This window comes from Pseudolysinimonas sp. (assembly GCF_044239695.1).
GTDB lineage: Bacteria > Actinomycetota > Actinomycetes > Actinomycetales > Microbacteriaceae > Pseudolysinimonas_A.
This window is the reverse complement of the sequence record NZ_JBIIAW010000011.1, coordinates 19,109-40,842: the sequence shown is the minus strand read 5'-3', so window position 1 is coordinate 40,842 and position 21,734 is coordinate 19,109. Positions and strand designations below refer to the sequence as shown.

Genomic DNA, 21,734 nt, shown 5'->3' with positions numbered 1-21,734 from the left:
GCCAGGAGTCGACGTGGATGACCTGAGAAGCGCGGACTGGTACGTCGGTGACGACCGGAACGCCTACATCCACCGGGCCTGGATGCGACGGGGCAACCCGGTCGACGCGCTCGACGGCACGAAGCCGCAGATCGCGATCGCGAACACCGCGTCCGACCTCACCCCGTGCAACAAGCACCTGAACGAGGTCGCCGAGAGCGTCAAGAACGGCATCTGGGAGGCGGGCGGCGTGCCGTACAACCTCCCCGTCGTCTCGCTCGGCGAGACCCAGGTGAAGCCCACCGCGATGCTCTGGCGCAACCTGGCGGCGATGGCGATGGAGGAGATGTTCCGCGCCAACCCGATCGACGGCCTCGTGCTGCTCGGCGGCTGCGACAAGACCATCCCGGCGCTGTTGATGGCAGCGGCGTCGGTCGACATCCCGGCGATCGTCGTGCCCGGAGGCCCGATGCTCACCGGCCACTTCCGCGGCGAGGCGCTCGGCTGCGGCACCGACGTCTGGCGGCTGAGCGAAGAGGCCCGCGCGGGTCGCATCACCAATGGCGAGTTCGTCGAATCCGAGCGCTCGATGATCCGCGGCAAGGGCCACTGCAACACGATGGGCACCGCGTCGACGATGGCGGTCGTCGCCGAAGCGCTCGGGATGACGATCCCCGGCTTCGCGGGAACGCCCGCCGCCGACGCGCGGCTGCTCTCGCTTTCGCACGAGACCGGGCGGTTGATCGTCGACCTCGTGGCGGCCGACCGCACACCGAGCGACGTCATGACGAAGCAGTCGTTCCTCAACGCCATCATCGCCGTCGCCGCGGTCGGCGGGTCGACGAACTCGGTCGTGCATCTGCTCGCGATCGCCGGGCGGCTCGGGATCGACCTCACGTTGGAGGACTTCGACGCGGCGGGCGCGGGAGTGCCAGTGCTCGCGAACCTCCAGCCGAGCGGCATGTTCCTGATGGACGACCTGTTCCGCGCCGGCGGCCTGCTCGCGCTGCTGAGTCAGGTGAAGGACCTGTTCCACCCCGAGCCGATCACCGTGACCGGTCGCCCGCTCGTCGACTACCTCGGCACCGAGCGCGAAGTCTTCGACGACACCGTCATCCTGCCGCGCGACGCCCCCCTGATGGCCGACGCGGGCATCGCCGTGCTGCGCGGCAACCTCGCTCCGAACGGCGCGCTCATCAAGCCGTCGGCGGCGACGCCGGAGCTGCTGCAGCACGTCGGCCCGGCGCTCGTGTTCGACTCGATCGAGGACCTGCGCGCCCGCATCGACGACCCCGATCTCGACGTCACCGCCGACACCGTGCTCGTGCTGCGCGGCTGCGGCCCCAAGGGCTACCCGGGCATGCCCGAGGTCGGCAACATGCCCCTCCCACGGAAACTGCTCGAAGCGGGCGTGCGCGACATGGTGCGCATCAGCGACGCCCGGATGAGCGGCACCGCCTACGGCACCGTCATCCTGCACGCCGCGCCCGAGGCCGCCGCCGGCGGGCCGCTCGCGTTCGTGCGCACCGGCGACGTCATCCATGTCGACGTCGCGGGCCGCCGCCTGCACGTCGACGTGAGCGACGAGGAGTTCCAGTCGCGCAGCCAGACCCCCGCGAGCGAAGCCGCCTACGCCGCCCCGACCCGGGGCTGGGAGAAGCTGTACGTCGACCACGTCATGCAGGCCGACACCGGGGCCGACCTCGACTTCCTCGTCGGCGGCAGCGGGTCGAAGGTGTCGCGTGAGTCGCACTGACCACTCGTCGCGGGCCGGCGTCGGCGACCAGGCCGAGCTCGGCCGGGCCATCCGGGCTGCCCTGCCCCGCGACGGGGCGTCGAGCGTGAGCGCGTTCGACCGGGTCGTCGCGGCGGTCGACGCCTCGCACTACCTGCTGACGCCGCGCGCGGTGGTCACCCCCGCCGACGCGGCGGAGGTCGCCGCGCTGTTCGCCTACGCGACCGCCGCGGGTGAAGCCGTCACGTTCCGCTCGGGCGGCACGTCGCTGTCGGGGCAGGCGTCGACCTCCCACATCCTGGTCGACACCCGGGCGAACTTCCGAGGCATCGAGGTGCTCGACGACGGAGCCCGGGTGCGGGTGGGACCCGGCGCGACCGTGCGGCAGGTCAACGCGCGGCTCGTGCGGCACGGGCGGAAACTCGGTCCGGATCCGGCGAGTGAGATCGCCTGCACGATCGGCGGCGTCGTCGCCAACAACTCGAGCGGCATGGCCTGCGGGGTCACCCAGAACACCTACCAGACCCTCGAGTCGGCGATCATCGTGCTGCCGACCGGCACCGTGGTCGACTCGGCGGCGCCCGACGCCGACGCGCGGCTGCAGGTGGCGGAGCCGGCGCTGCACGCGACCCTGCTCCTGCTGCGTGCCCAGGTGCTCGCGGACGAGGCGGCCGCCGCCGAGGTCGCCCGTCAGTTCGCGATCAAGAACACGATGGGCTACTCGCTCAACGCCCTCCTCGACCACGAGACGCCCGTGCAGATGCTCGTGCACCTCCTCGTCGGCAGCGAGGGCACGCTCGGCTTCGTCGCCGAGGCGACCTTCCGCACCGTCCCCCTGCACCGGCACGCCGCGACGACGCTCCTCGTCTTCGCCACCCTCGCCGACGCGACGGCGGCCCTCGTGGGGATCGTCGCGACGGGGGCGGCGACGGTGGAGTTGATGGATGCCGCTTCCCTGCGGGCCGCGCGGCTCGACCCGCAGTCGGCGGGCGTGCTGCCGGCGGTCGAGATCGACGAGCAGTGCGCGCTGCTCGTCGAGTACCAGGCCACGACCGCCGACGCGCTCGCCGCCCTGGTCGCACCCGCCACCGAGCTGTTCGCGACCCTGCCGCTGGCCGCCGCAGCCGTCCTGTCGGGCGACCCCGGCATCCGCGCGTCGCTGTGGCACGTGCGCAAGGGCCTCTACGCGACGATCGCCGGCGCCCGCCCGTCCGGAACGACGGCGTTGCTCGAGGACATCGCGGTGCCGCTGCCCCGGCTCGCCGAGACCTGCGCGGCGCTGACCCGGTTGTTCGAGATCCACGGGTACGGCGATGCCGTCATCTTCGGGCACGCGAAGGACGGCAACATCCACTTCCTGCTCGTCGAAGACTTCGAGGTACCGACGAACGTCGCCCGGTATCGGGCCTTCACCGAGGACATGGTGGAACTCGTGCTCGGCGCCGGCGGCACGCTCAAGGCCGAGCACGGCACCGGCCGGATCATGGCGCCGTTCGTCGCTCGGCAGTACGGGCCGTTCCTCTACGGGCTCATGCGCGACATCAAGCGCGCCTTCGACCCGGCGGGCATCCTCAACCCCGACACGATCCTCACCGACGACGCCGACCTGCACCTGCGTCATCTGAAGTCGACCCCGACCGTCGAGGCGGAGGTCGACCGCTGCGTCGAGTGCGGCTACTGCGAACCGGTCTGCCCGTCGAAAGATCTGACGACGACGCCCCGGCAGCGGATCGTGGTGCGGCGCGCGCTCGCCGACGCCGACGCCCGCGGCGACACCGTCCTCGCGAAGGAGCTCCGGCGCGAACAGGAGTACGCGGTCGTCGACACCTGCGCGGTCGACGGGATGTGCCAGACCGCGTGCCCGGTGCTGATCAACACCGGCGACCTCGTGCGGCGGCTGCGCTCGGAGGCGGTCGGCGCCGTCGAGAGCGCGGCGTGGGGAGTGGCCGGCACGGCGTGGAAGCCCGTCACGAGGGTCGCGTCCGCTGTGCTCTCGGTCGCATCCGTGCTGCCGGCGCCGGTCGTCCAGCTGCCCAACCGCGCGGCCCGGGCGGTGCTCGGCACCGACACCGTCCCACTGTGGAGCCCCGACCTGCCTCGTGGCGGCGCTCCGCGGCGGCCGTCGGGCTCGGCCACCGCGCAGGCCGTGTACTTCCCGGCGTGCGTCGGCACGATGTTCGGTCCGGCCGAGGGCGGGGAGGGCGTCGCATCAGCACTCGTGTCCCTCGCCGCGAAGGCCGGGATCGAACTGCGACAACCCGACGAGATCGGGGGGCTCTGCTGCGGCACCCCGTGGAAGTCGAAGGGGATGTCGGGCGGCTACGCCGCCATGGTCGAGCGCACGATCGGGTCGCTCTGGCGCGCGAGCGACGCCGGGCGCCTGCCGATCGTGAGCGACAACTCGTCGTGCTCGGAAGGCCTCGTGCTCGCGCTCGAGACGGCGATCGAGCACCATCCGGACTACTCGTCGCTGCGCATCCTCGACGCCGTCGACTTCGCCGCGGAGCATCTGCTGCCCCGGGTGGAGGTCGGCGAGCGGCTCGCGAGCATCGTCGTGCACCCGACGTGCTCGAGCACTCGCGCCGGCTCGAACGCCCACCTCGCGCAGCTCGCCGCCGCCGTCGCGACCGAGGTCGTCATCCCCGACGACTGGGGCTGCTGCGCCTTCGCCGGGGACCGCGGGATGCTGCACCCCGAGCTGACCGCGAGCGCGACCGCCCGCGAATCGCACGAGGTCGAGACCCGTGAGTTCGACGCCTACGTGTCATGCAACCGCACGTGCGAGATCGGCATGACCCGGGCCACCGGGCATCCGTATCAGCACGTTCTCGAAGTCCTGGATCGATCGGCAAGGAGTCCCCAATGAAGCGAGCAGACCGTTGAGACGAGCACTGATCACCGGCGGGCAGAGCGGCCTCGGCGCCGCCTGCGCCACCCGCCTGCGGGCCGACGGTGTCGAGGTGCTCACGATCGACCTCGCGCCCGAGGCCGATCTGTCTCTGGACATCACGGATGCCGACGCGGTCGCCGCCGCGATCGAAGGGGTCGGGCCGGTCGACATCCTCATCAACAGCGCGGGCATCGTCGGACCCAACGTGCCGTTCTGGGAGGCGCCGCCCGACAAGTGGCGGCAGACCTTCGACGTCAACGTGCACGGCCTGTTCAACGTGACCCGCGCCGTCATCCCCGGGATGATCGCGTCGGGGTGGGGGCGCATCGTCAACATGGCGAGCATGGCCGGCAAGGACGGCAACCCGAACCTCGCCGCCTACTCCGCCTCGAAGGCCGCGGTGATCGGGTTGACCAAGTCGCTCGGCAAAGAGCTCGCCAAGACCGGTGTCATCGTCAACGCGATCGCCCCCGCCGTCATCGACACCCCGATGAACGCGAAGACCGACCCGGCCGTGCTCGCGCACATCACGTCGCTCATCCCGATGGGACGCGTGGGCCGGGCCGAGGAGGTCGCCGCGCTCGTGGCGTGGCTGGCGTCCGACGAGTGCAGCTTCTCGACGGGTGCGGTCTACGACATCAGCGGCGGCCGGGCCACCTACTAGGAAGGACACGTCCGATGAGCGAATTCGACGGAGCCGTCGCGATCGTCACCGGCGGCGCGAGCGGCCTCGGCGCCGCGACGGCTGCCCTCCTCGCCTCCCGTGGAGCCCGGGTCGCGGTGCTCGACCGGAACGTCGACGGGGTGCCGGCCGAGTACTTCAGCGCGCGGTGCGACGTCACCTCCGCCGAGCAGGTGGATGCGGCGGTCGCCGCCGTCGCCGAACACTTCGGGGGGATCGACATCGTGATCAACAACGCCGGCATCGGCGCCGCGGGCGACGTGTCGGCGAACGACGACGACGAGTGGCACCGGGTGTTCGACGTCAACGTCGTCGGCATCGCCCGGGTCACCCGAGCGGCCCTGCCCCACCTGCGGCAGTCGAAGGTCGCGGCCGTCGTCAACACGAGTTCGGTCGTCGCGCCCGTCGGGGTGCCGAACCGTGCGCTCTACTCGGCGTCGAAGGGCGCCGTGTCGTCGCTCACCAAGGCGATGGCCGCCGACCACGTGCGCGAGGGCATCCGGGTCAACGCGGTCGAGCCGGGCACCGCCGACACCCCGTGGGTCGAGCGGTTGCTCGGCACCGCCGACGATCCGGTCGCGGCGGAGGCATCGCTCAAGGCCCGCCAGCCGATGAAGCGGCTCGTGCGCCCCGACGAGGTCGCGCACGCGATCGCCTATCTCGCGTCGCCGCTCTCGTCGTCGACGACCGGGACGCTGCTGTCGGTCGACGGCGGGATGGCGGGGCTCCAGCTGCCGCACTGAGCCGATCGGCGTCAGCGGGTCTGGATCGCCACCCAGCACACGGGCGGCAGGGTCGCGGTCAGCATCCCGTCGGTCAGCGTCGCGGGTAGCTGCTGCAGGCCGACGCGCTCGCGGTCGTCGAGGGTGTTGCGCGCCATCGGGTCGGCGTCCCAGATCCCCACCGACTCCACGACGGTGCCGCGACCGCGCAGCTCGGCGGCGACGTCGATCGCGGTGTCGGGCGACCGGTTGACGAGGAAGACCGTCGTCGTCTCGTCGTCGACCACCGCGACGGCGTCGACCAGCGGCACCGAGCCGTGCGCCGTCGTGTCGTAGTGCGGCGCGTCCACCATGACCGGCACGGCCCGCGCGTCCGGACCGGTCAGTCGCGCGGTGACCGCGAACGGGAAGAAGCTGGTCTGCCGCCAGGCCGGGCCGCCGGGTTCGGTCATGATCGGCGCGATCACGTTGACCAACTGGGCGAGGCTCGCCGCGCGCACCCGGTCGGCGTGGCGCAGGAGCGACATCAGCAGCCCGCCGACCACGACGGCGTCGGCGACCGTGTACGAGTCCTCGAGCAGGCGCGGAGCGATGGGCCAGTCGTCGATGTCGTGGCGTTTGTCCTGCTGCTCGTAGCGTTCGACGTCCCAGACGTTCCACTCGTCGAACGAGATCCCGATCTTCTTGTCGCTGCGCTTGAGGGCGGCCACGTGGTCGATCGTCGCGGCGACCTCGTCGATGAAGCGGTCCATGTCGACCGGGGAGGCGAGGAACTCCGGGAGGTCGTGGCTCTTGTCGGAGTAGTAGGCGTGGCAGGAGATGTGGTCGATCGCATCCCAGGTGTGCTCGAGCACGGTGCGCTCCCACGCGCCGAAGGTCGGCATCGCACGGAACGAGCTGCCGCAGACGACGAGCTCGAGCCGCTCATCGATCTGGCGCATCGCGCGGGCGGTGCGGCCCGCCAGCACGCCGTAGTCCTCGGCGCTGCGATGCCCGGTCTGCCAGGTGCCGTCCATCTCGTTGCCGAGGCACCACATCCGCACGGCGTGGGGTTCCGGGGTGCCGTTCGCGACGCGGGCATCCGACAGGGTGCTGCCGCCGGGCACGTTCGCGTACTCGAGCAGGTCGAGCGCCTCCTCGATGCCGCGGGTGCCGAGGTTGACGGCGAGCATCAGCTCGACGTTCGCGCGGGTGCACCAGCGGGCGAACTCGTCGAGGCCGATCGTGTTCGGTTCGAGCGAGTGCCACGACGGGTCGAGCCGCCGCGGGCGGGACTCCACCGGGCCGACGCCGTCCTCCCAGCGGTACGACGAGACGAAGTTGCCGCCGGGGTAGCGCACCGTCGTGACTCCGAGCTCGCGCACGAGGTCGAGCACGTCCTGCCGGAATCCGAGGTCGTCGGCGGCCGGGTGGCCGGGTTCGTGGATCCCGGTGTAGATGCCGCGCCCGAGGTGTTCGACGAACGACCCGAACAGGCGACGGTCGATCGGGGCTGAACCGGCCGAGGGGTCGACGACGAATCGGGCTTCGGACACGCGCACTCCTGAGATCTCCGGCGACCGACGGCGATGTGATCGCTCACACCAGGGTACCGATCGACGGGCGGGCCTCCCGAAGCGGCTACTCCCGCAGCGGCTTCGGCCGGGCCCAGCGGGCGGGCAGGTCCGGCCCGTCCCACACCTGGATGACCCCCCAGACCGCCGCCGTGATAGGCACCGCGAGCACGGCTCCGACCACGCCGCCGATGCCGGCACCGACCGTCAACGCGACGAGGATGACGAACGCGTGCAACTTCATCGACCGGCCCATCAGCACCGGCTGCAGGAAGTTGCCCTCCAACTGGTTCACGAGCACCACCACCCCGACGACGATGAGCGCGCTCACCCAGCCGTTGGCGACGAGTGCGACGAGCGCGGCGAAGGTTCCGGCGAGCGTCGCCCCCACGATCGGGATGAAGGCCAGCAGGAAGACGAGCACCGCGAGCGGCACGGCGAGCGGCACCTGGAGGATGAGCAGCCCGATGAGGATGCCGACCGCGTCGACGAGCGCGACCGCGGCCGTGCCGCGCACATACGAGCCGAACACCGACACGGTCTTGTCGCCGATGCGCTGGGCCCGCGCGTAGTCCTCACCGCGGAAGGGACGCAGCAGGAACTCCCACATCCGCGGCCCGTCCTTGAGGAAGAAGAACAGGATCGTGATGAACAGGACGAGGCCGACGACGAAGCTCGCCACCGCGCCGATGCCGGCGATCGCGCCGGACCCGAACTGCGCGCTCGTGAGGAAGTCGGTCGCCTGCGCGATGAGGTCGTCGAGTTCCTCCGACGTCGGGAAGAACGGCAGTTGTTGCGCCCAGTCGGCGAAGGTCGTGAATCCGTCCCGGGCCTGCTCGTACAGCTCCTCCCACTGGTTGCGCACCGCCGTGAAGATCAGCCACCCGATGCCCCCGAGCACGGCCGTGATCGCCAGCAGCGACACGAGGGTCGCGACGACCGAGGGGATGCCGCGCCGCCGCATCCAGGTCATGACCGGCGCCAGCGCGCTCGCGATGATGAGCGCGAGCACGAGGGGGATCGTCACGAGCGTCAGTTCGCGGATCACGACGATGATGCCGGCGAGCACGATGACGACGACGATGATCTGCACGGCCCGGGTGGCGAGGCGTCCGAAGGCATCGGCCCACAGGCTCGCGATCGTGCGCGACGGGCGCGGCGGGTCGGCCTCGACGACGCGGACGGGCTTCGGCTCTCGGCTGCGGAAGATTCTCACGGTTCGACGGTATCCACCTCTTCCCGCCGGTGCGCGGTCTTCCGTCGACGTTCGCATGCGGCTAGGCGATCCGGTCCCGTCGAGCAAGCCCTACCCGATGCGGTGGTCACGGGTGAGAGTGGGCAGATGAACGATCGCGAGACGGGTCCGCAGAACGACGAGACGGCGACCGCGCCCGAGTCGCCTCCTGAGACGACCGACGAGAACGGCACCCCCGTCGACAACCCGTCCGGGTGACTCCGGAGGGTGAGCGCCTAGCCTGAGGCCATGGATCACGTGCAGCTCCGTCGTTTCGTCGCCGCTGCGCGGCACCTGCATTTCGCCCACGCGGCGCGTGAGCTGGGGATTCCGCGCCCCACCCTGATCGTCGCGATCAAGGAGATGGAGGCGCAGCTCGGGCACGAACTGTTCGACAGTTCGGCGCCGACCACGCGGCTCACGCCCGCCGGCGAGGAGTTGCTTGTCGATGCGGAACGGCAGCTCGAGCGTTCGCGGGAGGCCGCGGCAGCGTCGGCGCCCAAGCCTGGCGGCAAGGCGAGGGCAACGAAAGGGGTCGGGCGCGCGCCCGCCGTCAAGGGTGCGCGCACGCCGGGACGGCCGCGCCAAGGACGTTAATTTGCACTATTCGGACTGAAGTGCAATGCTGCACTTTATGTCGCAGAGTGCAACATTGCCGTCGGTCGGTGCCGGGCGCCGTTCGGAGCGCAAGGTTGCGACGGCATCGCGACTCACCGCGCTCGCCCGTCGGCTGACGGCAGAGCGCGGGCTGAACGGCTTCACGATCGAGGAACTGTGCGACGAGGTCGGCGTCTCACGTCGCACGTTCTTCAACTACTTCCCGTCGAAGGAAGAAGCCGTCATCGGCGTCGACGAGTCCGAGCAGGCCGAGCGCTTCGCGAAGACCTTCCTCGATCTCGGCTCGCGCGGATGGGATTCCGTTGTCGACGACCTCGTCGGCATCGCGGTCGCGCACGTCTGCGAGGCAGAGATCGGACCGGCCGACCACGCCGCCTTCATCACCGCTGTCTCGCGGGAGCCCAAACTGCTCGCCCGATTCATGAGCATCACGCGCGCCCGCGACCAGCAGATCACCGAGCTCGTCGCCGAGCGCGAAGGAGTGCCGATCGACGACGCCCGCGCCCGCGCGTCGGTGCAGGTCGTCGCCACCGTCATGCGCTCGGCGAGCGAGCGCATCGTGGGCCCGAACGCCGACACCGACTTCGCCCACGCGATCACCGAATCGTTCGCCGCCCTGCGCGCGGTTCTCATCCCCACCACCACGAAAGAGCCGACATGACCGCCGCCGCCTCCTCGAAGCCCGAGGCCCCCCTGCTGCTCACGAAGCGGCGCATCTGGATCATCTTCGCGGCGCTCATCGCCGGGATGCTGCTCTCCAGCCTCGACCAGACCATCGTGTCGACCGCGATGCCGACGATCGTCGGTCAGCTCGGCGGCGTCGAGCACCAGGTGTGGCTCACGACCGCCTACCTGCTCGCGACCACGATCGTGATGCCCGTGTACGGCAAGTTCGGCGACGTGCTGGGACGCCGCAACCTCTTCCTGATCGCGATCGCGCTGTTCACCGTCGCGAGCATCGGGTGCGCGGTCGCCGGCGACTTCACGCAGCTCATCGTCTGGCGCGCGGTGCAGGGCCTGGGCGGCGGCGGGCTGATGATCCTGTCGCAGGCGATCATCGCCGACATCGTGCCCGCCTCGGAACGCGGCAAGTACCTCGGGCCGCTCGGCGCCGTCTTCGGCCTCTCCGCCGTCGGCGGACCCCTGCTCGGCGGCTTCTTCGTCGATCACCTCACCTGGCAGTGGGCGTTCTACATCAACATCCCGGTCGGGATCGCGGCCTTCGCGATCGCCTGGTTCACGCTCAAGCTGCCGAGCAATAAGGCCACCCAGCCGATCGACATCCTCGGGGTGCTGCTGCTCTCGGCCTTCACGACCTGCCTCATCTTCTTCACCGACTTCGGCGGCGACTCCGCGTACGGCTGGGCGGCGCTCGAGACCTGGGCGTTCGGTGCCGGGATGCTGGCGGCCGCCGCGCTCTTCGTCTTCGTCGAGTCCAAGGCGAAAGACCCGATCATCCCGCTGGCGCTGTTCAAGAACCCGGTGTTCGTCAACGCGACGGCGATCGGTCTCACGCTCGGGCTCGGGATGTTCGCCGCCATCGGGTTCGTGCCGACGTTCCTCCAGATGTCGTCGGGCACCTCGGCGGCCGCCTCCGGATTGCTCATGCTGCCGATGATGGTCGGCCTGATCGGCACCTCGATCGCGTCGGGCATCCTGATCACGCGCACGGGTCGATACCGCCTGTTCCCGATCATCGGCACGCTCGTCACCGCGGCGGCGATGGTCGCGATGACGACCCTCACTTCAGGCACCCCGATCTGGCTGATCTGCGTGTTCCTCTTCGTCTTCGGCGCCGGGCTCGGCCTGATCATGCAGGTCGTCGTGCTCGTGGTGCAGAACGCCGTGCCCGCCGCCCAGGTCGGCACCGCGACCAGCACGAACAACTACTTCCGCGAGGTGGGAGCCTCCCTCGGCGTCGCGGTGTTCGGCACGATCTTCACGACGCGACTGACCGAGAACCTCCGCGACGTCTTCACGGAGGCGGGCTTGAGTTCGGGGGATGCCGGCGAGGCGACCGCGACGCTCGACCCGCAGACCCTCGGGCAGCTCCCGGATGCCGTGCGCGACGGTGTCGTGGCGGCCTACGCCGACGCGCTCGCCCCGGTGTTCTGGTACCTGCTGCCGTTCATCGCGATCTCGTTCGTGCTCTCGCTGTTCCTCAAGCAGATCCCGCTGTCCGATGTCGCGGGTCTCGTGGCCCGCGGCGAGGCGATCGGCGGAGCCGAGGCGGAAGAGCTCGAGGCCGCGCAGCGCGCGACACCGAGCATCGAATCCGACGTGGACGAGACGCCCGCGCGCACCTAGCTCGAGCGCGGCTCGCGGTGCTCGGCGCTGATCATCCACGACAGCTGCTCGAGCCGGTCGATGATCGCGTGCAGCAGGTCGGCGCTCGTCGGATCCTCGTCGTCGACGTCGTCGTGCACGCGGCGGAGCGTCCCCACGGTCGAGTCGATGCGGTCGGTGATGAGGTCGACGACCTCGGTCGTGCGACGCTCACCGGCGGGGAACTGCTCGAGGGTCGACGTGCCGCTGATCACGCCGCTGCGTCCGTCGGCGGTCGCGTGAAGCGCCCGCATGCGTTCGGCGACCGCGTCGCTGAACTCGCGGGCGGCATCCACGAGTTCGTCGAGCTGCAGGTGCAGGTCGCGGAAGTTCGGTCCGACCACGTTCCAGTGGGCCTGCTTGCCCTGCGAGGCGAGCTCGATCAGGTCGGTCAGTACCGCTTGGAGGGAGTCGCGCAGCTTCGCTGACGCCATGAAGCCCTTCTCGCCGTGCTCACGCTTGGTGCGCGCGACCTGCGGGGTGGTCTGGATGTCGGGGGTGGCCGTGGCCATGAGTGCTCCTTCGTCGTCGAGGCCCGAGGGCCCGTTGCTAGCTCACGCCTTCGCAGACGTCAGGTCACGGGGTTGACAGCGGCGATACGGGGGAGGTCCTCGCGCAGGTAGCGCGCGTAGCCCCCCGGGGTGCGGCCGACGTGACGCCCCGAGGTCTCGACCGACCCGCGCTCGGTGGCCGCGACGACGGCACCGCTTCGCCGGAGGCGGCTCACCAGGTCGGTGTCCTCGTGCTCGGGCAGGGAGAGGAAGCCCCCGACGCGACGGTAGGCAGCCGCGGTCATCCCGAGGTTGGCGCCGTGGATGTTGCCGAGCGCCTGGCCGTCGTCGTGCGTGCGGTGCCACCACTCGACTTCCTCGGCGGTAAGGTCGGCGAAACGCGGATGCACGGCGCCGATGACGACCTCCGCGCCGCCCCGCGCCAGGTCGAGCTGAGTGGTGATCCAGTTCGCGGGCACCACGGAGTCGGCGTCGGTGTGCGCGAGCCACGAGGCACCGCGTCTCAGTGCGAGGCGTGAGCCGGCCGCGCGGGCGCCTCCGACGTTCGACCCCGGCGTCTCGAGCACCGTCACGCCGGGATGTCGACGCGCCCGAGCAGCGGTGTCGTCGAGGCATCCGTCGGCGACGACCACGACCGTCACCGGCACCTCGGCCCAGCCCGCAGCGAGGGTGATCGCCGTCAGGCAGGCGTCGATGTGCTCCGATTCGTCGCGGGCCGGCACGACGACGCCGACGCGGATGCCCCCCACCGACGTCACGCGAGCCCTTCGCGCTGGGCGACGGAACGGGCGTCGGACGACCAGACCTCCAGCAGGAAGTCCGCCTCCTCGTGCCGCACGAGACGGGTGAGGCCCCACGCGTCGAGGCGCGCGTGCACGTCGTCGCCGCTCAGCGGGTAGTCCTCGACCGGGTGCCGCCAGTGACAGGCGACGAGGTCGCCGGAGGGAGCGAGCGCGTCGACCGTACGCGCGAGCACGTCGTCGAGGGCGTCGCCGAAGTAGTAGCCCACCTCGGACAACACGATGAGATCGAACGGTCCTTCCGGCAGGGATGCCGTCGCGTCGAGCTGTGCGATGCGTGCGCGGTCGCCGACCCGTTCGCGGGCGCGCTCGACGGCGCGCGCCGACACGTCCACGGCGACGAGCTCCGCGCAGCGCTCCGCCAGCTGCTCGGTCAGCACGCCGATCGAGCAGCCGATCTCGAGCGCGCATTCGTAGTGCTCGCTCGGCAGGGCGCCGAGGGTCGCCGCGCGCTTGCGCTGCTCGTACCAGCGGTCGACGTACCCCCACGGATCCTCGCGGCGCTCATAGATGCGCTCGAAGTAGTCGCGGCGCAGGCCCGAGCGGGCCGGCTCGCTGACGACGAACACCTCGCGGTCGCGCACGAAGTGCTCGACCACTCCCGCGTGGAGCATCGGCTCGGGTCCCTCGACCTGGCTCGGGTACCGGGAGATGGCGCGACGCTTGCGGTCGGCGTCGACCCGCACGCCGCGCAGCCGATCCACGGGAAGCGGCATCTCGGCGGGATCGCCCCAGTGCCAGGCCCAGATCGGATACTCCGCGACCGTGCGGCCGCCCGCATGCTCCAGCACCAGGTCGCCGGCGACCCGGTGGTCGCGGTGCCCGTCGCCGGTCCACGGGGCGGCGAGCAGCGTCGCGGCGTCGGCATTCCCGAGGATCTGCGCGAGAGCAGCGCCGACCGCGTCGCGATGCTCGAGCACGCCGCCGTCGGGGAACCCGAGCTCCGTCACCTCGATCCCGTCACCCAGCTCGTCGAGCGCCTCACGCAGTTCGGCCGAACGACGCTCCGCGGTGTCGTCCCCGCCGTCCGCGCCACCGTCGGTCACCACGACGACGTGCACCGGGATGCCGGCGTCGGTCGCGAGCGCGATCAGTCCGCCCGCGCCGAGCGTCTCGTCGTCGGGGTGGGCGCCGACGACGAGCAGCCCGGTGAACCCCGAGAGGTCGAACGGCGGCGCATTGCGGATGCCGGAGGCGTCCCAGTCGGCGGCGGGCGTGCCGGGGTCGCGCGAGTCGAAGTTCACCACGGCGTCGACTCCTCGGCGAGGGCCGAGCCGAGCGACTCGAGATCGCGCTCGGCGTGGTGCTGGCGGATATAGAGGGTGAGGTCGGCGACGCGCTTGGCGTGCTCGGCGTCGAGGGCGAGCGGGGCCGGACCGAGGGCGTGACCGGCGCGGGCGATGACGTCTTCGGCGACCGCCGCGACGGTCGCGCGCACCCGCTTGGCGAGGATGCGCTCGCCGCCGCGACGCGCATCGACGAGACTCGCCGCCTCGGCCAGGGCCCGGCGCGCGTCCGCGAGGCCGCGGTCGATCGCTCCGAGGTGCATGAGCAGGAACGGGTTCGGACGCGCCCGGGCGGCGGCATGCACGGCGCGGGCGATCCCGACCGCGCCGCCGAACCAGCAGGCCGCGACTCCGATGCCGCCCCACTCGAAGCCCGGTCGGGTGAGGTACCAGCCGGGCTCGCCGACCGGGGTCGCCGCGACATCGGCGAAGCGCACCGGCCCGCTGGGCAGCTCGCTCAACCCGCGCGCGTGCCAGGCCCCCGGGATGACCTCGACGCCGGGATCGCGGAGCGACACCGCGTAGAGGCCGCGCGTGCCGTCGGCAGATGCGGCGGTGACGAGGGCGCCGTCGAGGCGGTCGGCGAGCGAGCACCAGGGCTTCGTGCCCGTGAGCGTGACACCGGCAGCCTCCGCGGTGGCGATCAGGGGGGCGTCCCCGCCCTCCGCCGCGAACACGCCCCACGCGCCGACCGGCCGGGATTCCCCGGCCTGCCGCAGGATCGCGACGGCGTCGAGGTGGGGCTCGACGACGCGCGCCGCGCCCAGATCAGTGGCCGCGACCGTGGCGAGTGCCTCCCAGAGATCGGTGGTCGCGCCGTCGCCGGGGCCTTCCGAGCGCCCGCCGAGGTCACGCGCGAGCTCGAGTCCGGCGTCGATCGAGCGGGGGAGCTCGGCCGGCAGCGCGTGCACGAGGGATCCGGCGGGCACGGCGGAGGACAGACGGACGAGCACACTTCCACCCTGCGCGGTCGCCGTCGCGAGCGCAGGGGGTTGTCTCCCGCGCGCTTTCGTGGCAGCGCTCAGTCGGCGGCCGTGGCCCGCGACTCGGCGAGACTCAGGAGGTCGTCGGAGAGCGCCGCGAGTCCCGCGGCCCGCGCCTTCGGGTCCCGCGCCGCGCGGGGGCTCGGATCGTGCCGCGCGGTCGTGATCTCGTCGAGCGCCGCGGCGCGTGCCTCGGCGACGAGGGTGAGCAGGGCATCCTCGTCGGTCACGATCTCGCGCAGTTTCGCGGCGATCTTGCGGAGCACGCGGATGCGGCGCTTCAGCACCGGCGCATCGCGCGACCGGAAGTCGGCCGGATGCAGTGCGCGTCCCTGCTTCTTCTTCGCGCGCAGCCGTTCCGCCTCGAGCCGAGCGATGTCGGCATCGTTCTCGGCGGCGATCACCTCGAACTCCTTGGCCACGGCGTCGAGCCACCAGGACTGCTCGTAGTCCGCGTTGTCGCGCAGTGCCCGCACGATGAGCAGGTTCTTCACGGCGCTGCGCACCGCGGCGGTGGCGAGGAGGAGGGCATCCGACACGACATCGGACTTGCGCGAGCGCGCGGAGAAGTTGCCCTCGCCCGCTCTGATCGCCACGGACCCGAGCTTACGGATCGAGGTGTCGATCCCGCGCGGGACGCCTTACGAGGTTGCAGCGACCTCCGACGCGTGGCGAACCGCATCCGGAAGGTCCGGTTCGCTGATCCGAGCCGCCACCTTCTTCTCGCGCTCGCGTCGGTGCCGCTCGCCGAGGGTGATCTCCGGGTCGGGGACGAACTTCTCGGTCATGACGAGCCCGAACCTCATGAAGGAGTGCGCCAGCCACCTCGTGAGCGGTCCCGGTGTGGGCAGGCCGAAGTTCCGGATGATGTGCGGCGGGTAGATCCCGAGGACGAGCGCTCGGGCCACGGGGTGAAGAACCCGGGGAAAGTGTCGTTCGGCGAACGGGGTCAGCATCCGCTCGATGACCTGTTCGCTGTAGCGGTTCGCGGGCAGCTCGCGGTTCTCGTACCAGTCCATGTACGCGTTCACGCCCTCGAAGGTGTCCGGGAAGCCGGACACGGTCTCACCCGTACCCGCATTGCGGAAGAGCCTCGCCATGCGTGACCAGAACTCCACCGAGGCGATCTGCGCCGACTCCGGAAATCCGGGGAGCCCGATCCGGAGTCGGAGGCGGTGCATGAACGCCGCTTCGTAGCACATCGTGTAGACGTAGTCCTCCATGTGGGAGAACTGCTCGGGGTACGTCTTGGCCCAGTGCGCGTGAAGGCGGTTCAACGACTCCACCGATCTTTGCGTCGCCGGGCTGGACGGGCCGTTCTCCCACCAGATCAGCATGTGCCGACTGGTGTCGTCCATTCGCTTGTTCGGGTTGGTGTAGATCTTCCCGGTGCCCTCGCGCAGAACCGTCTCCGAGCCATGCTGTGGGGCGATGAAGTTCGGGAACGTCATGGCGTAGACGTAGTCGAGCAGGAAATCGCTCATGTGGTAACTCGTATTGAGCGCGATGATGCGCTCGTAGTCGCGATGCGGATCGAGAGTCGCGAGTTCGTCGCGAATCCACTTGCGGGGTCGGGTGCGCATCAGAGTCCTCCTCGGGCGACAGTGGCCGGGTCGAGGTAAGCCTGGACGAGCGGGGCACTCGATGCATCGTTCGGCGATACGAAAAAGTCGGGCGACCCTTGGTACCGCGATCCAAGTGCGGTTCTTCCACGGAAACCTCGAACCACGCGACGGACCCAGGTCCGTAAAGTCGGAGCAAGGGACGAAGGAGTTCTCCTATGACCGTGAAGCGGCCTGAGGCGAGCGCCGCGGCGCCGTTCGCCTGGTTGATTGACGCGGCTGTGTCCAGCTACGGCGACACGACGGTCGCCCATTTGCTCGATCCGGACGAGGAGGCCCGGGCGCGTCGCGTTCTTCCGGCATCGTTCTTCGGCTGGATGGCGACTGAAGCGGATGCGACGGTCGCGGTGGTGAGCCAGCTCAACGAGGGGGACTCCCGCGTCTCCTACGCGGAAGTGGCTCGGGCAGCCAGCCGGATTCTCACCGAGTTCGCGTTCCGTCTCATCCACGACGACCCCGAGCGTCGTCTTCTCGAGCTCACGAACCGTTTCGCCGGGGAGGCGGCACGTCTCGGCATCGATGCTGCGGTCGTCGTCCAGTCGATGCGGGTCATGGAGCGTCGGTGGGTGGATCACCTCCTGTCGTCGGCTGGAGAACGAGCGGCGGCCGTCGCGCCGCAGGTTCTCGCGGCGAGCGCCGCCGTGTACGACTCGGTCGTCGACGGGTTCGTCGCGGAGTACGTGGTCGAGCACTCGCGCATCGCCGGCGAAGCGGTGGCGAACAAGCGCGCTTTGGTGGAGGCTCTCCTCCGGCCAGGAGTGCGCGGCTCAGTCGGGTTCGAGGAGCTCGGGATCGATCTGGATGCCCACCACCTCGCACTCGTGCTCTGGTTCCCGGCGGCGGGTGTCGCATCGCAGCTCGAAGCACTCGCTCGCCAGATCGGCGTCCGAACTCTCGCCAACTCCGTTCTGACGGTGCCAGGGGGAGACCACGATCTGTGGGTGTGGCTGACGTTCGCAACAGAACCGAGCGATGTCGTCTTCGAGCGGATCCGTGGCGTTCCGAGGGACCCCGCGAAAGTCGGTCTCGCCGTGGGGCCCGTCGCGGCGGGCGTCACAGGCTTCCGCCGAAGCCATCTCCTCGCGAGTGAGTACGGCTCGGCCGCGAAACGCCTCCCCGTCGGCGCCGCGCCCGAGATCGCCGACTCGGGTACCGTGGCCTTCCTCAGTTTGCTCCTGCGCGATCGCGAGCGCGCGGAGTGGTTCGTCGCGACGGAGCTGGGTGAGATCGGTGTCGGGGTCTCGCCCTCCGACGTCGAAAGCCGTGACACGCTGCGGATCTACCTCGAGACCGGCCAGTCCCTCGCCGAGACGGCGGCACGACTCCGTATTCACCGGAACACCGTCGTCTACCGGCTCCGCCGGATCGAGCAGGCGATCGGGCGGCCGGTGGCGTCCCGCCGGCATGAGCTGTACGCCGCGGCGTTGATCGCCCATCTGCTCGCGCAGCCCGGGACCTGACGGTCGGACTCGTTCGCCGTACCGCAGTACCAACGTCCGGCGGATTCTCTGAACCTGCGGACGATGACCGGCTTCCGCGTTTGTGGCCGGATGGACTCGGCACCTTGCCCTGAATGATCCCGAAGGAGAGATCATGAGCCTCACCACGGCCACCAACGTCGATCGCGCTGAGTTGTTCATCGGCGGCGTCTGGCAGAAGCCCGCATCCGATCGCCGCATCACCGTCCGATCCGCCACGACCGAAGAGGTCATCGGCTCGGTTCCCGAGGCCACCGAGGCCGACGTCGATCGCGCCGTCGCCGCCGCGCGTCGTGCGTTCGACGACCCTCGAGGATGGTCCACCTGGGACCCCGCCGACCGCGCGGCCGTCATCGAGCGGCTCGCCGACGAGGTCGATGCGCGTTCCGAGGAGACCGTTCGCGCGATCTCGCAGCAGAACGGCATGCCCATCACGATCGCCCGCGCTCTCGAGGCGGCCTATCCGTCCGCGACCCTCCGCTTCTACGCCGACTTGATCCGCACGCAGCCGGTCGAAGAGCAGCGACCGGGTCTCTTCCTGAAGAGCACCACGATCCGTCGCACGCCCATCGGAGTGGTCGCCGGGATCATCCCGTGGAACGTCCCGCAGTCGCTCACGATGACGAAGCTGGCGCCTGCGCTCGCCGCCGGCAACTCGATCGTTCTCAAGCCCTCACCGGAGACCGTCCTCGACGCGTTCATCCTCGCCGACGCGATCTCCGCCGCGGGTGTCCCGGAGGGCGTGGTCAGCATCCTCCCCGGAGGTCGCGACCTCGGCGCCTACATCGTGTCTCACCCCGGCATCGACAAGGTCGCCTTCACCGGCTCCACCGTCGGCGGTCGCGCGGTCGCCAAGGCCTGCGCCGAGCTTCTCCGCCCGGTGAGCCTCGAGCTCGGCGGCAAGTCGGCGGCGATCATCCTCGACGACGCCGACCTCGATCTGCAGAAGATCGGCCAGAGCTTCTTCACGGCGACGCTCGCCAACAACGGGCAGGTCTGCTTCCTCGGCACTCGGGTGCTCGCGCCGCGCAAGCGGTACGACGAGGTCGTCGACGTGCTCGCGGCGCTGATGCAGTACTCGCCGCTCGGAGACCCGCTCGAGGATGCGACGCTCTTCGGGCCGATGGCGAGCAAGGCGCAGCAGGAACGCGTTGCGAACTACATCGAGATCGGCAAGAGCGAAGGCGGTCGCGTTGTCGTCGGCGGCAGCGGTCGCCCCGACGGCTGGGACCGCGGCCATTTCGTGCGGCCGACGCTCTTCGCGGACGTCGACAACACCGCGCGGATCGCCCAGGAGGAGATCTTCGGGCCCGTTCTGACCGTCATCGGCTACGACGACGACGCGGACGCGATCCGGATCGCCAGCGATTCCGAGTACGGCCTGGGTGGTTCGGTCTGGTCGGCCGACCCCGACCGCGCCATGGGGGTCGCGCGCGCGGTCGAGACCGGAACGATCGGCATCAACGGCTATATCCCCGAGCTGAGCGCGCCGTTCGGCGGTGTCAAGCAGAGCGGATACGGCAAGGAGTTCGGGGCCGAAGGTCTGGCGGCTTACCAGCAGGTCAAGTCGATCTACCACTTCGCCTGAACAATCTTTCCGGACGGGAAGGCGACTTCCCGTCCGGAAAGCCCAGGACGAGACGACACCACACCGATGCTGTTCACGCGCAAACGTCAGAAGCCAGGACTCGAATGGGGTGTCCGCGACAGCCTGACCGCCTACGTCGATGGTCTTCCGGACGGTGTCATCGCGGTCGACGGCATCGCCGACATCGTTCCCAAGACCCACCCTCCCCGGTTCTGGTTCCCCCTGATCGAGATGTCCGGAGACGAGGTGCGCTTCGCCGGGACCGCTCAGATCACCGGACACGGCGGACTGCTCCGTGTCACCGTCCGCGATCCGCGGCTCCACTTCGATCAGTCGCGGGTGGTTCTCAGCGTCGCCTCGGACCTCCGAGATGAGCGGCTCTTCGTGGCCGTCGTCGAACGCGGCCAGCTCGACCCTCATGGCTGGCACGACGAGGCGGCGCACCTCACGGCCGACGGCGCGGCCTGGCTCGGACCGAACTACTCCGCCGGAGATGCGGTCTCCCCGATCACCTACCGGCCGACATCGCCGTCGGCCCTCACCCCGAAGGGCGTATGAAGATGGCGCGCGCCAAGCCCAGGAAGTGGATCAACACCCCGGCTGCCGGCCTCGCCCCCGCGGTGATGGATGCGATCGCGCGCGGTGGCACCGGGACCTGCACGACCGACGCAAGCGCCCGCATCCACGACTCTGTCGGTCCGGCGACATCCTTGTGCCCCCACCTCGCGTCCCTCGCCGCACACGGCGAGAAGGTCGCCTGAGCGCCGATGATCGCCTCGCATTCTGAGACGCGGCTGCGGGTTGCCGACCGGGCAACGGTGGCCGAGGGAGTCGTCGAGTTGACCCTGGAGCGGCCCGAGGGAGGTCGCCTGCCCGATTGGACACCTGGAGCCCACATCGATCTCGTCCTCGCCGATGGCACCACCCGCCAGTATTCTTTGTGCGGTCATCCGTCGGTCAGCCATGAGTATCGGGTCTCGGTTCTGCGTGACGACGAGGGGCGAGGTGGATCGTCCTACATCCATGACTATCTGCAGATCGGCGACCTCGTCGGGTTCGGTGGGCCGCGGAACAACTTCGCACTCGTTCCCTCGCCCCGATACCGATTCATTGCGGGAGGGATCGGAATCACGCCGATCCTCCCGATGGTGAGCGCGGCCGTCGAACTCGGAAGTGACATCTCGCTGCTGTACCTGGGGCGGCGGCGCGCGACGATGGCTCACCTCGACGCTCTGGCAGGTCTGGGGGGTCGGCTCGAGGCACACCCGGCCGATGAGTTCGGCCGACTGGACCTCGAGGCGTGGCTCGGCGACTTCGACCCGGACGTCAAGGTCTACGTCTGCGGGCCGGAACGTCTTCTCGACGAAGTCGAACGGCTGACGGCCGCGTGGAGGCCGGGATGGGTGCGCATGGAGCGCTTCGCGGCCAAGGATGCTGGTCAGCCGGCGCGAGCCACGGCCTACCAGGTAGAAGCAGCCGCTTCGGGGGTCACGGTGACCCTGCAGCCCGATCAGAACGTGGCCGACGCCCTGCGTGCGGCGGGCGTGGAACTCCTCACGTCGTGCAGCCAGGGAGTGTGCGGCACGTGCGAGACCGACGTCCTGTCGGGGGTGCCGGACCACCGCGATTCGATCCTGGACACAGAGGAGCGTTCGTCGAACGCCTGCATGTTCCCGTGCGTGTCGCGCTCCCGCTCCGACCTCCTCGTCCTCGATCTCTGAAACGGA

Annotated in this window: 20 protein-coding genes; 12 read left to right on the top strand and 8 right to left on the bottom strand. The window is 70.2% G+C overall.

Annotated elements, in window-relative coordinates:
- The first annotated feature begins 13 nt into the window (after nucleotides 1-13).
- Genes ACILQS_RS03330 through ACILQS_RS03315 form a run of 4 tightly spaced genes read left to right on the top strand, consistent with a single transcriptional unit; the run spans nucleotide 14 to nucleotide 6,029 of the window.
- A complete protein-coding gene (locus ACILQS_RS03330; protein WP_395638680.1) occupies nucleotides 14-1,735 on the top strand; it encodes an IlvD/Edd family dehydratase in 1,722 nt (573 codons plus the stop codon).
- Nucleotides 1,722-4,580: an FAD-binding and (Fe-S)-binding domain-containing protein gene (locus tag ACILQS_RS03325; protein WP_395638679.1), complete on the top strand. Its 2,859-nt coding sequence runs from the start codon at nucleotides 1,722-1,724 to the stop codon at nucleotides 4,578-4,580. The genes ACILQS_RS03330 and ACILQS_RS03325 overlap by 14 nt, the downstream gene beginning before the upstream one ends.
- Before the next feature lie 13 nt (nucleotides 4,581-4,593).
- Nucleotides 4,594-5,268, top strand: a complete 675-nt coding sequence (locus ACILQS_RS03320) for an SDR family NAD(P)-dependent oxidoreductase (protein WP_395638678.1) — start codon at nucleotides 4,594-4,596, stop codon at nucleotides 5,266-5,268.
- 14 nt (nucleotides 5,269-5,282) lie between these two features.
- A complete protein-coding gene (locus ACILQS_RS03315) occupies nucleotides 5,283-6,029 on the top strand; it encodes an SDR family NAD(P)-dependent oxidoreductase (protein WP_395638677.1) in 747 nt (248 codons plus the stop codon).
- 11 nt (nucleotides 6,030-6,040) lie between these two features.
- Here ACILQS_RS03315 and ACILQS_RS03310 read toward each other — a convergent pair whose 3' ends face one another.
- Complete coding sequence (locus ACILQS_RS03310; RefSeq protein WP_395638676.1) at nucleotides 6,041-7,543, bottom strand: alpha-N-arabinofuranosidase; 1,503 nt, start codon at nucleotides 7,541-7,543, stop codon at nucleotides 6,041-6,043.
- Between the two features lie 85 nt (nucleotides 7,544-7,628).
- Nucleotides 7,629-8,777 carry an AI-2E family transporter gene (locus ACILQS_RS03305; RefSeq protein WP_395638675.1) on the bottom strand — a complete coding sequence of 383 codons (1,149 nt, stop codon included), beginning with the start codon at nucleotides 8,775-8,777 and terminating at the stop codon, nucleotides 7,629-7,631.
- 267 nt (nucleotides 8,778-9,044) lie between these two features.
- Between ACILQS_RS03305 and ACILQS_RS03300 the strand changes: the two genes are divergently transcribed.
- The 3 genes from ACILQS_RS03300 to ACILQS_RS03290 are packed head-to-tail and all read left to right on the top strand — an operon-like array spanning nucleotide 9,045 to nucleotide 11,720.
- Nucleotides 9,045-9,392 carry a LysR family transcriptional regulator gene (locus tag ACILQS_RS03300; RefSeq protein WP_395638674.1) on the top strand — a complete coding sequence of 116 codons (348 nt, stop codon included), beginning with the start codon at nucleotides 9,045-9,047 and terminating at the stop codon, nucleotides 9,390-9,392.
- 55 nt (nucleotides 9,393-9,447) lie between these two features.
- The gene (locus tag ACILQS_RS03295) at nucleotides 9,448-10,074 is read left to right on the top strand and encodes a TetR family transcriptional regulator (RefSeq protein WP_395638673.1); all 627 of its coding nucleotides are present in this window, start codon (nucleotides 9,448-9,450) and stop codon (nucleotides 10,072-10,074) included.
- Nucleotides 10,071-11,720 (top strand): MDR family MFS transporter, encoded by a 1,650-nt coding sequence (locus ACILQS_RS03290; RefSeq protein ID WP_395638672.1) that lies wholly within the window; start codon nucleotides 10,071-10,073, stop codon nucleotides 11,718-11,720. The genes ACILQS_RS03295 and ACILQS_RS03290 overlap by 4 nt, the downstream gene beginning before the upstream one ends.
- Here ACILQS_RS03290 and ACILQS_RS03285 read toward each other — a convergent pair.
- The 6 genes from ACILQS_RS03285 to ACILQS_RS03260 form a co-directional block, all read right to left on the bottom strand.
- Complete coding sequence (locus ACILQS_RS03285; protein ID WP_395638671.1) at nucleotides 11,717-12,250, bottom strand: Dps family protein; 534 nt, start codon at nucleotides 12,248-12,250, stop codon at nucleotides 11,717-11,719. The two genes, ACILQS_RS03290 and ACILQS_RS03285, sit on opposite strands and share 4 nt — an antisense overlap.
- A 59-nt stretch (nucleotides 12,251-12,309) precedes the next feature.
- Nucleotides 12,310-13,008 carry a glycosyltransferase gene (locus ACILQS_RS03280; protein ID WP_395638670.1) on the bottom strand — a complete coding sequence of 233 codons (699 nt, stop codon included), beginning with the start codon at nucleotides 13,006-13,008 and terminating at the stop codon, nucleotides 12,310-12,312.
- Complete coding sequence (locus ACILQS_RS03275) at nucleotides 13,005-14,297, bottom strand: PIG-L family deacetylase (RefSeq protein WP_395638669.1); 1,293 nt, start codon at nucleotides 14,295-14,297, stop codon at nucleotides 13,005-13,007. The genes ACILQS_RS03280 and ACILQS_RS03275 overlap by 4 nt, the downstream gene beginning before the upstream one ends.
- Complete coding sequence (locus tag ACILQS_RS03270; RefSeq protein WP_395638668.1) at nucleotides 14,291-15,289, bottom strand: acyl-CoA dehydrogenase; 999 nt, start codon at nucleotides 15,287-15,289, stop codon at nucleotides 14,291-14,293. Before ACILQS_RS03270 ends, ACILQS_RS03275 begins: the two co-directional genes overlap by 7 nt.
- A 68-nt stretch (nucleotides 15,290-15,357) precedes the next feature.
- The gene (locus tag ACILQS_RS03265; protein ID WP_395638667.1) at nucleotides 15,358-15,915 is read right to left on the bottom strand and encodes a hypothetical protein; all 558 of its coding nucleotides are present in this window, start codon (nucleotides 15,913-15,915) and stop codon (nucleotides 15,358-15,360) included.
- Between the two features lie 45 nt (nucleotides 15,916-15,960).
- Nucleotides 15,961-16,902, bottom strand: a complete 942-nt coding sequence (locus ACILQS_RS03260; RefSeq protein WP_395638666.1) for an oxygenase MpaB family protein — start codon at nucleotides 16,900-16,902, stop codon at nucleotides 15,961-15,963.
- Between the two features lie 197 nt (nucleotides 16,903-17,099).
- On the opposite strand from ACILQS_RS03260, the gene ACILQS_RS03255 reads away from it, so the two are divergent.
- From ACILQS_RS03255 to ACILQS_RS03235, 5 genes are all read left to right on the top strand, one after another.
- Entirely contained in the window at nucleotides 17,100-18,401 is a 1,302-nt protein-coding gene (locus ACILQS_RS03255) for a PucR family transcriptional regulator (protein WP_395638665.1), read from the top strand.
- 133 nt (nucleotides 18,402-18,534) lie between these two features.
- Nucleotides 18,535-20,007, top strand: coding sequence for an aldehyde dehydrogenase (locus ACILQS_RS03250; RefSeq protein WP_395638664.1), 1,473 nt, complete (start codon nucleotides 18,535-18,537; stop codon nucleotides 20,005-20,007).
- A gap of 66 nt (nucleotides 20,008-20,073) precedes the next feature.
- Nucleotides 20,074-20,565, top strand: coding sequence for an HtaA domain-containing protein (locus ACILQS_RS03245; RefSeq protein WP_395638663.1), 492 nt, complete (start codon nucleotides 20,074-20,076; stop codon nucleotides 20,563-20,565).
- 2 nt (nucleotides 20,566-20,567) lie between these two features.
- The gene (locus tag ACILQS_RS03240) at nucleotides 20,568-20,768 is read left to right on the top strand and encodes a hypothetical protein (protein WP_395638662.1); all 201 of its coding nucleotides are present in this window, start codon (nucleotides 20,568-20,570) and stop codon (nucleotides 20,766-20,768) included.
- Between the two features lie 6 nt (nucleotides 20,769-20,774).
- Nucleotides 20,775-21,728, top strand: coding sequence for a PDR/VanB family oxidoreductase (locus ACILQS_RS03235; RefSeq protein ID WP_395638661.1), 954 nt, complete (start codon nucleotides 20,775-20,777; stop codon nucleotides 21,726-21,728).
- Nucleotides 21,729-21,734 lie beyond the last annotated feature (6 nt).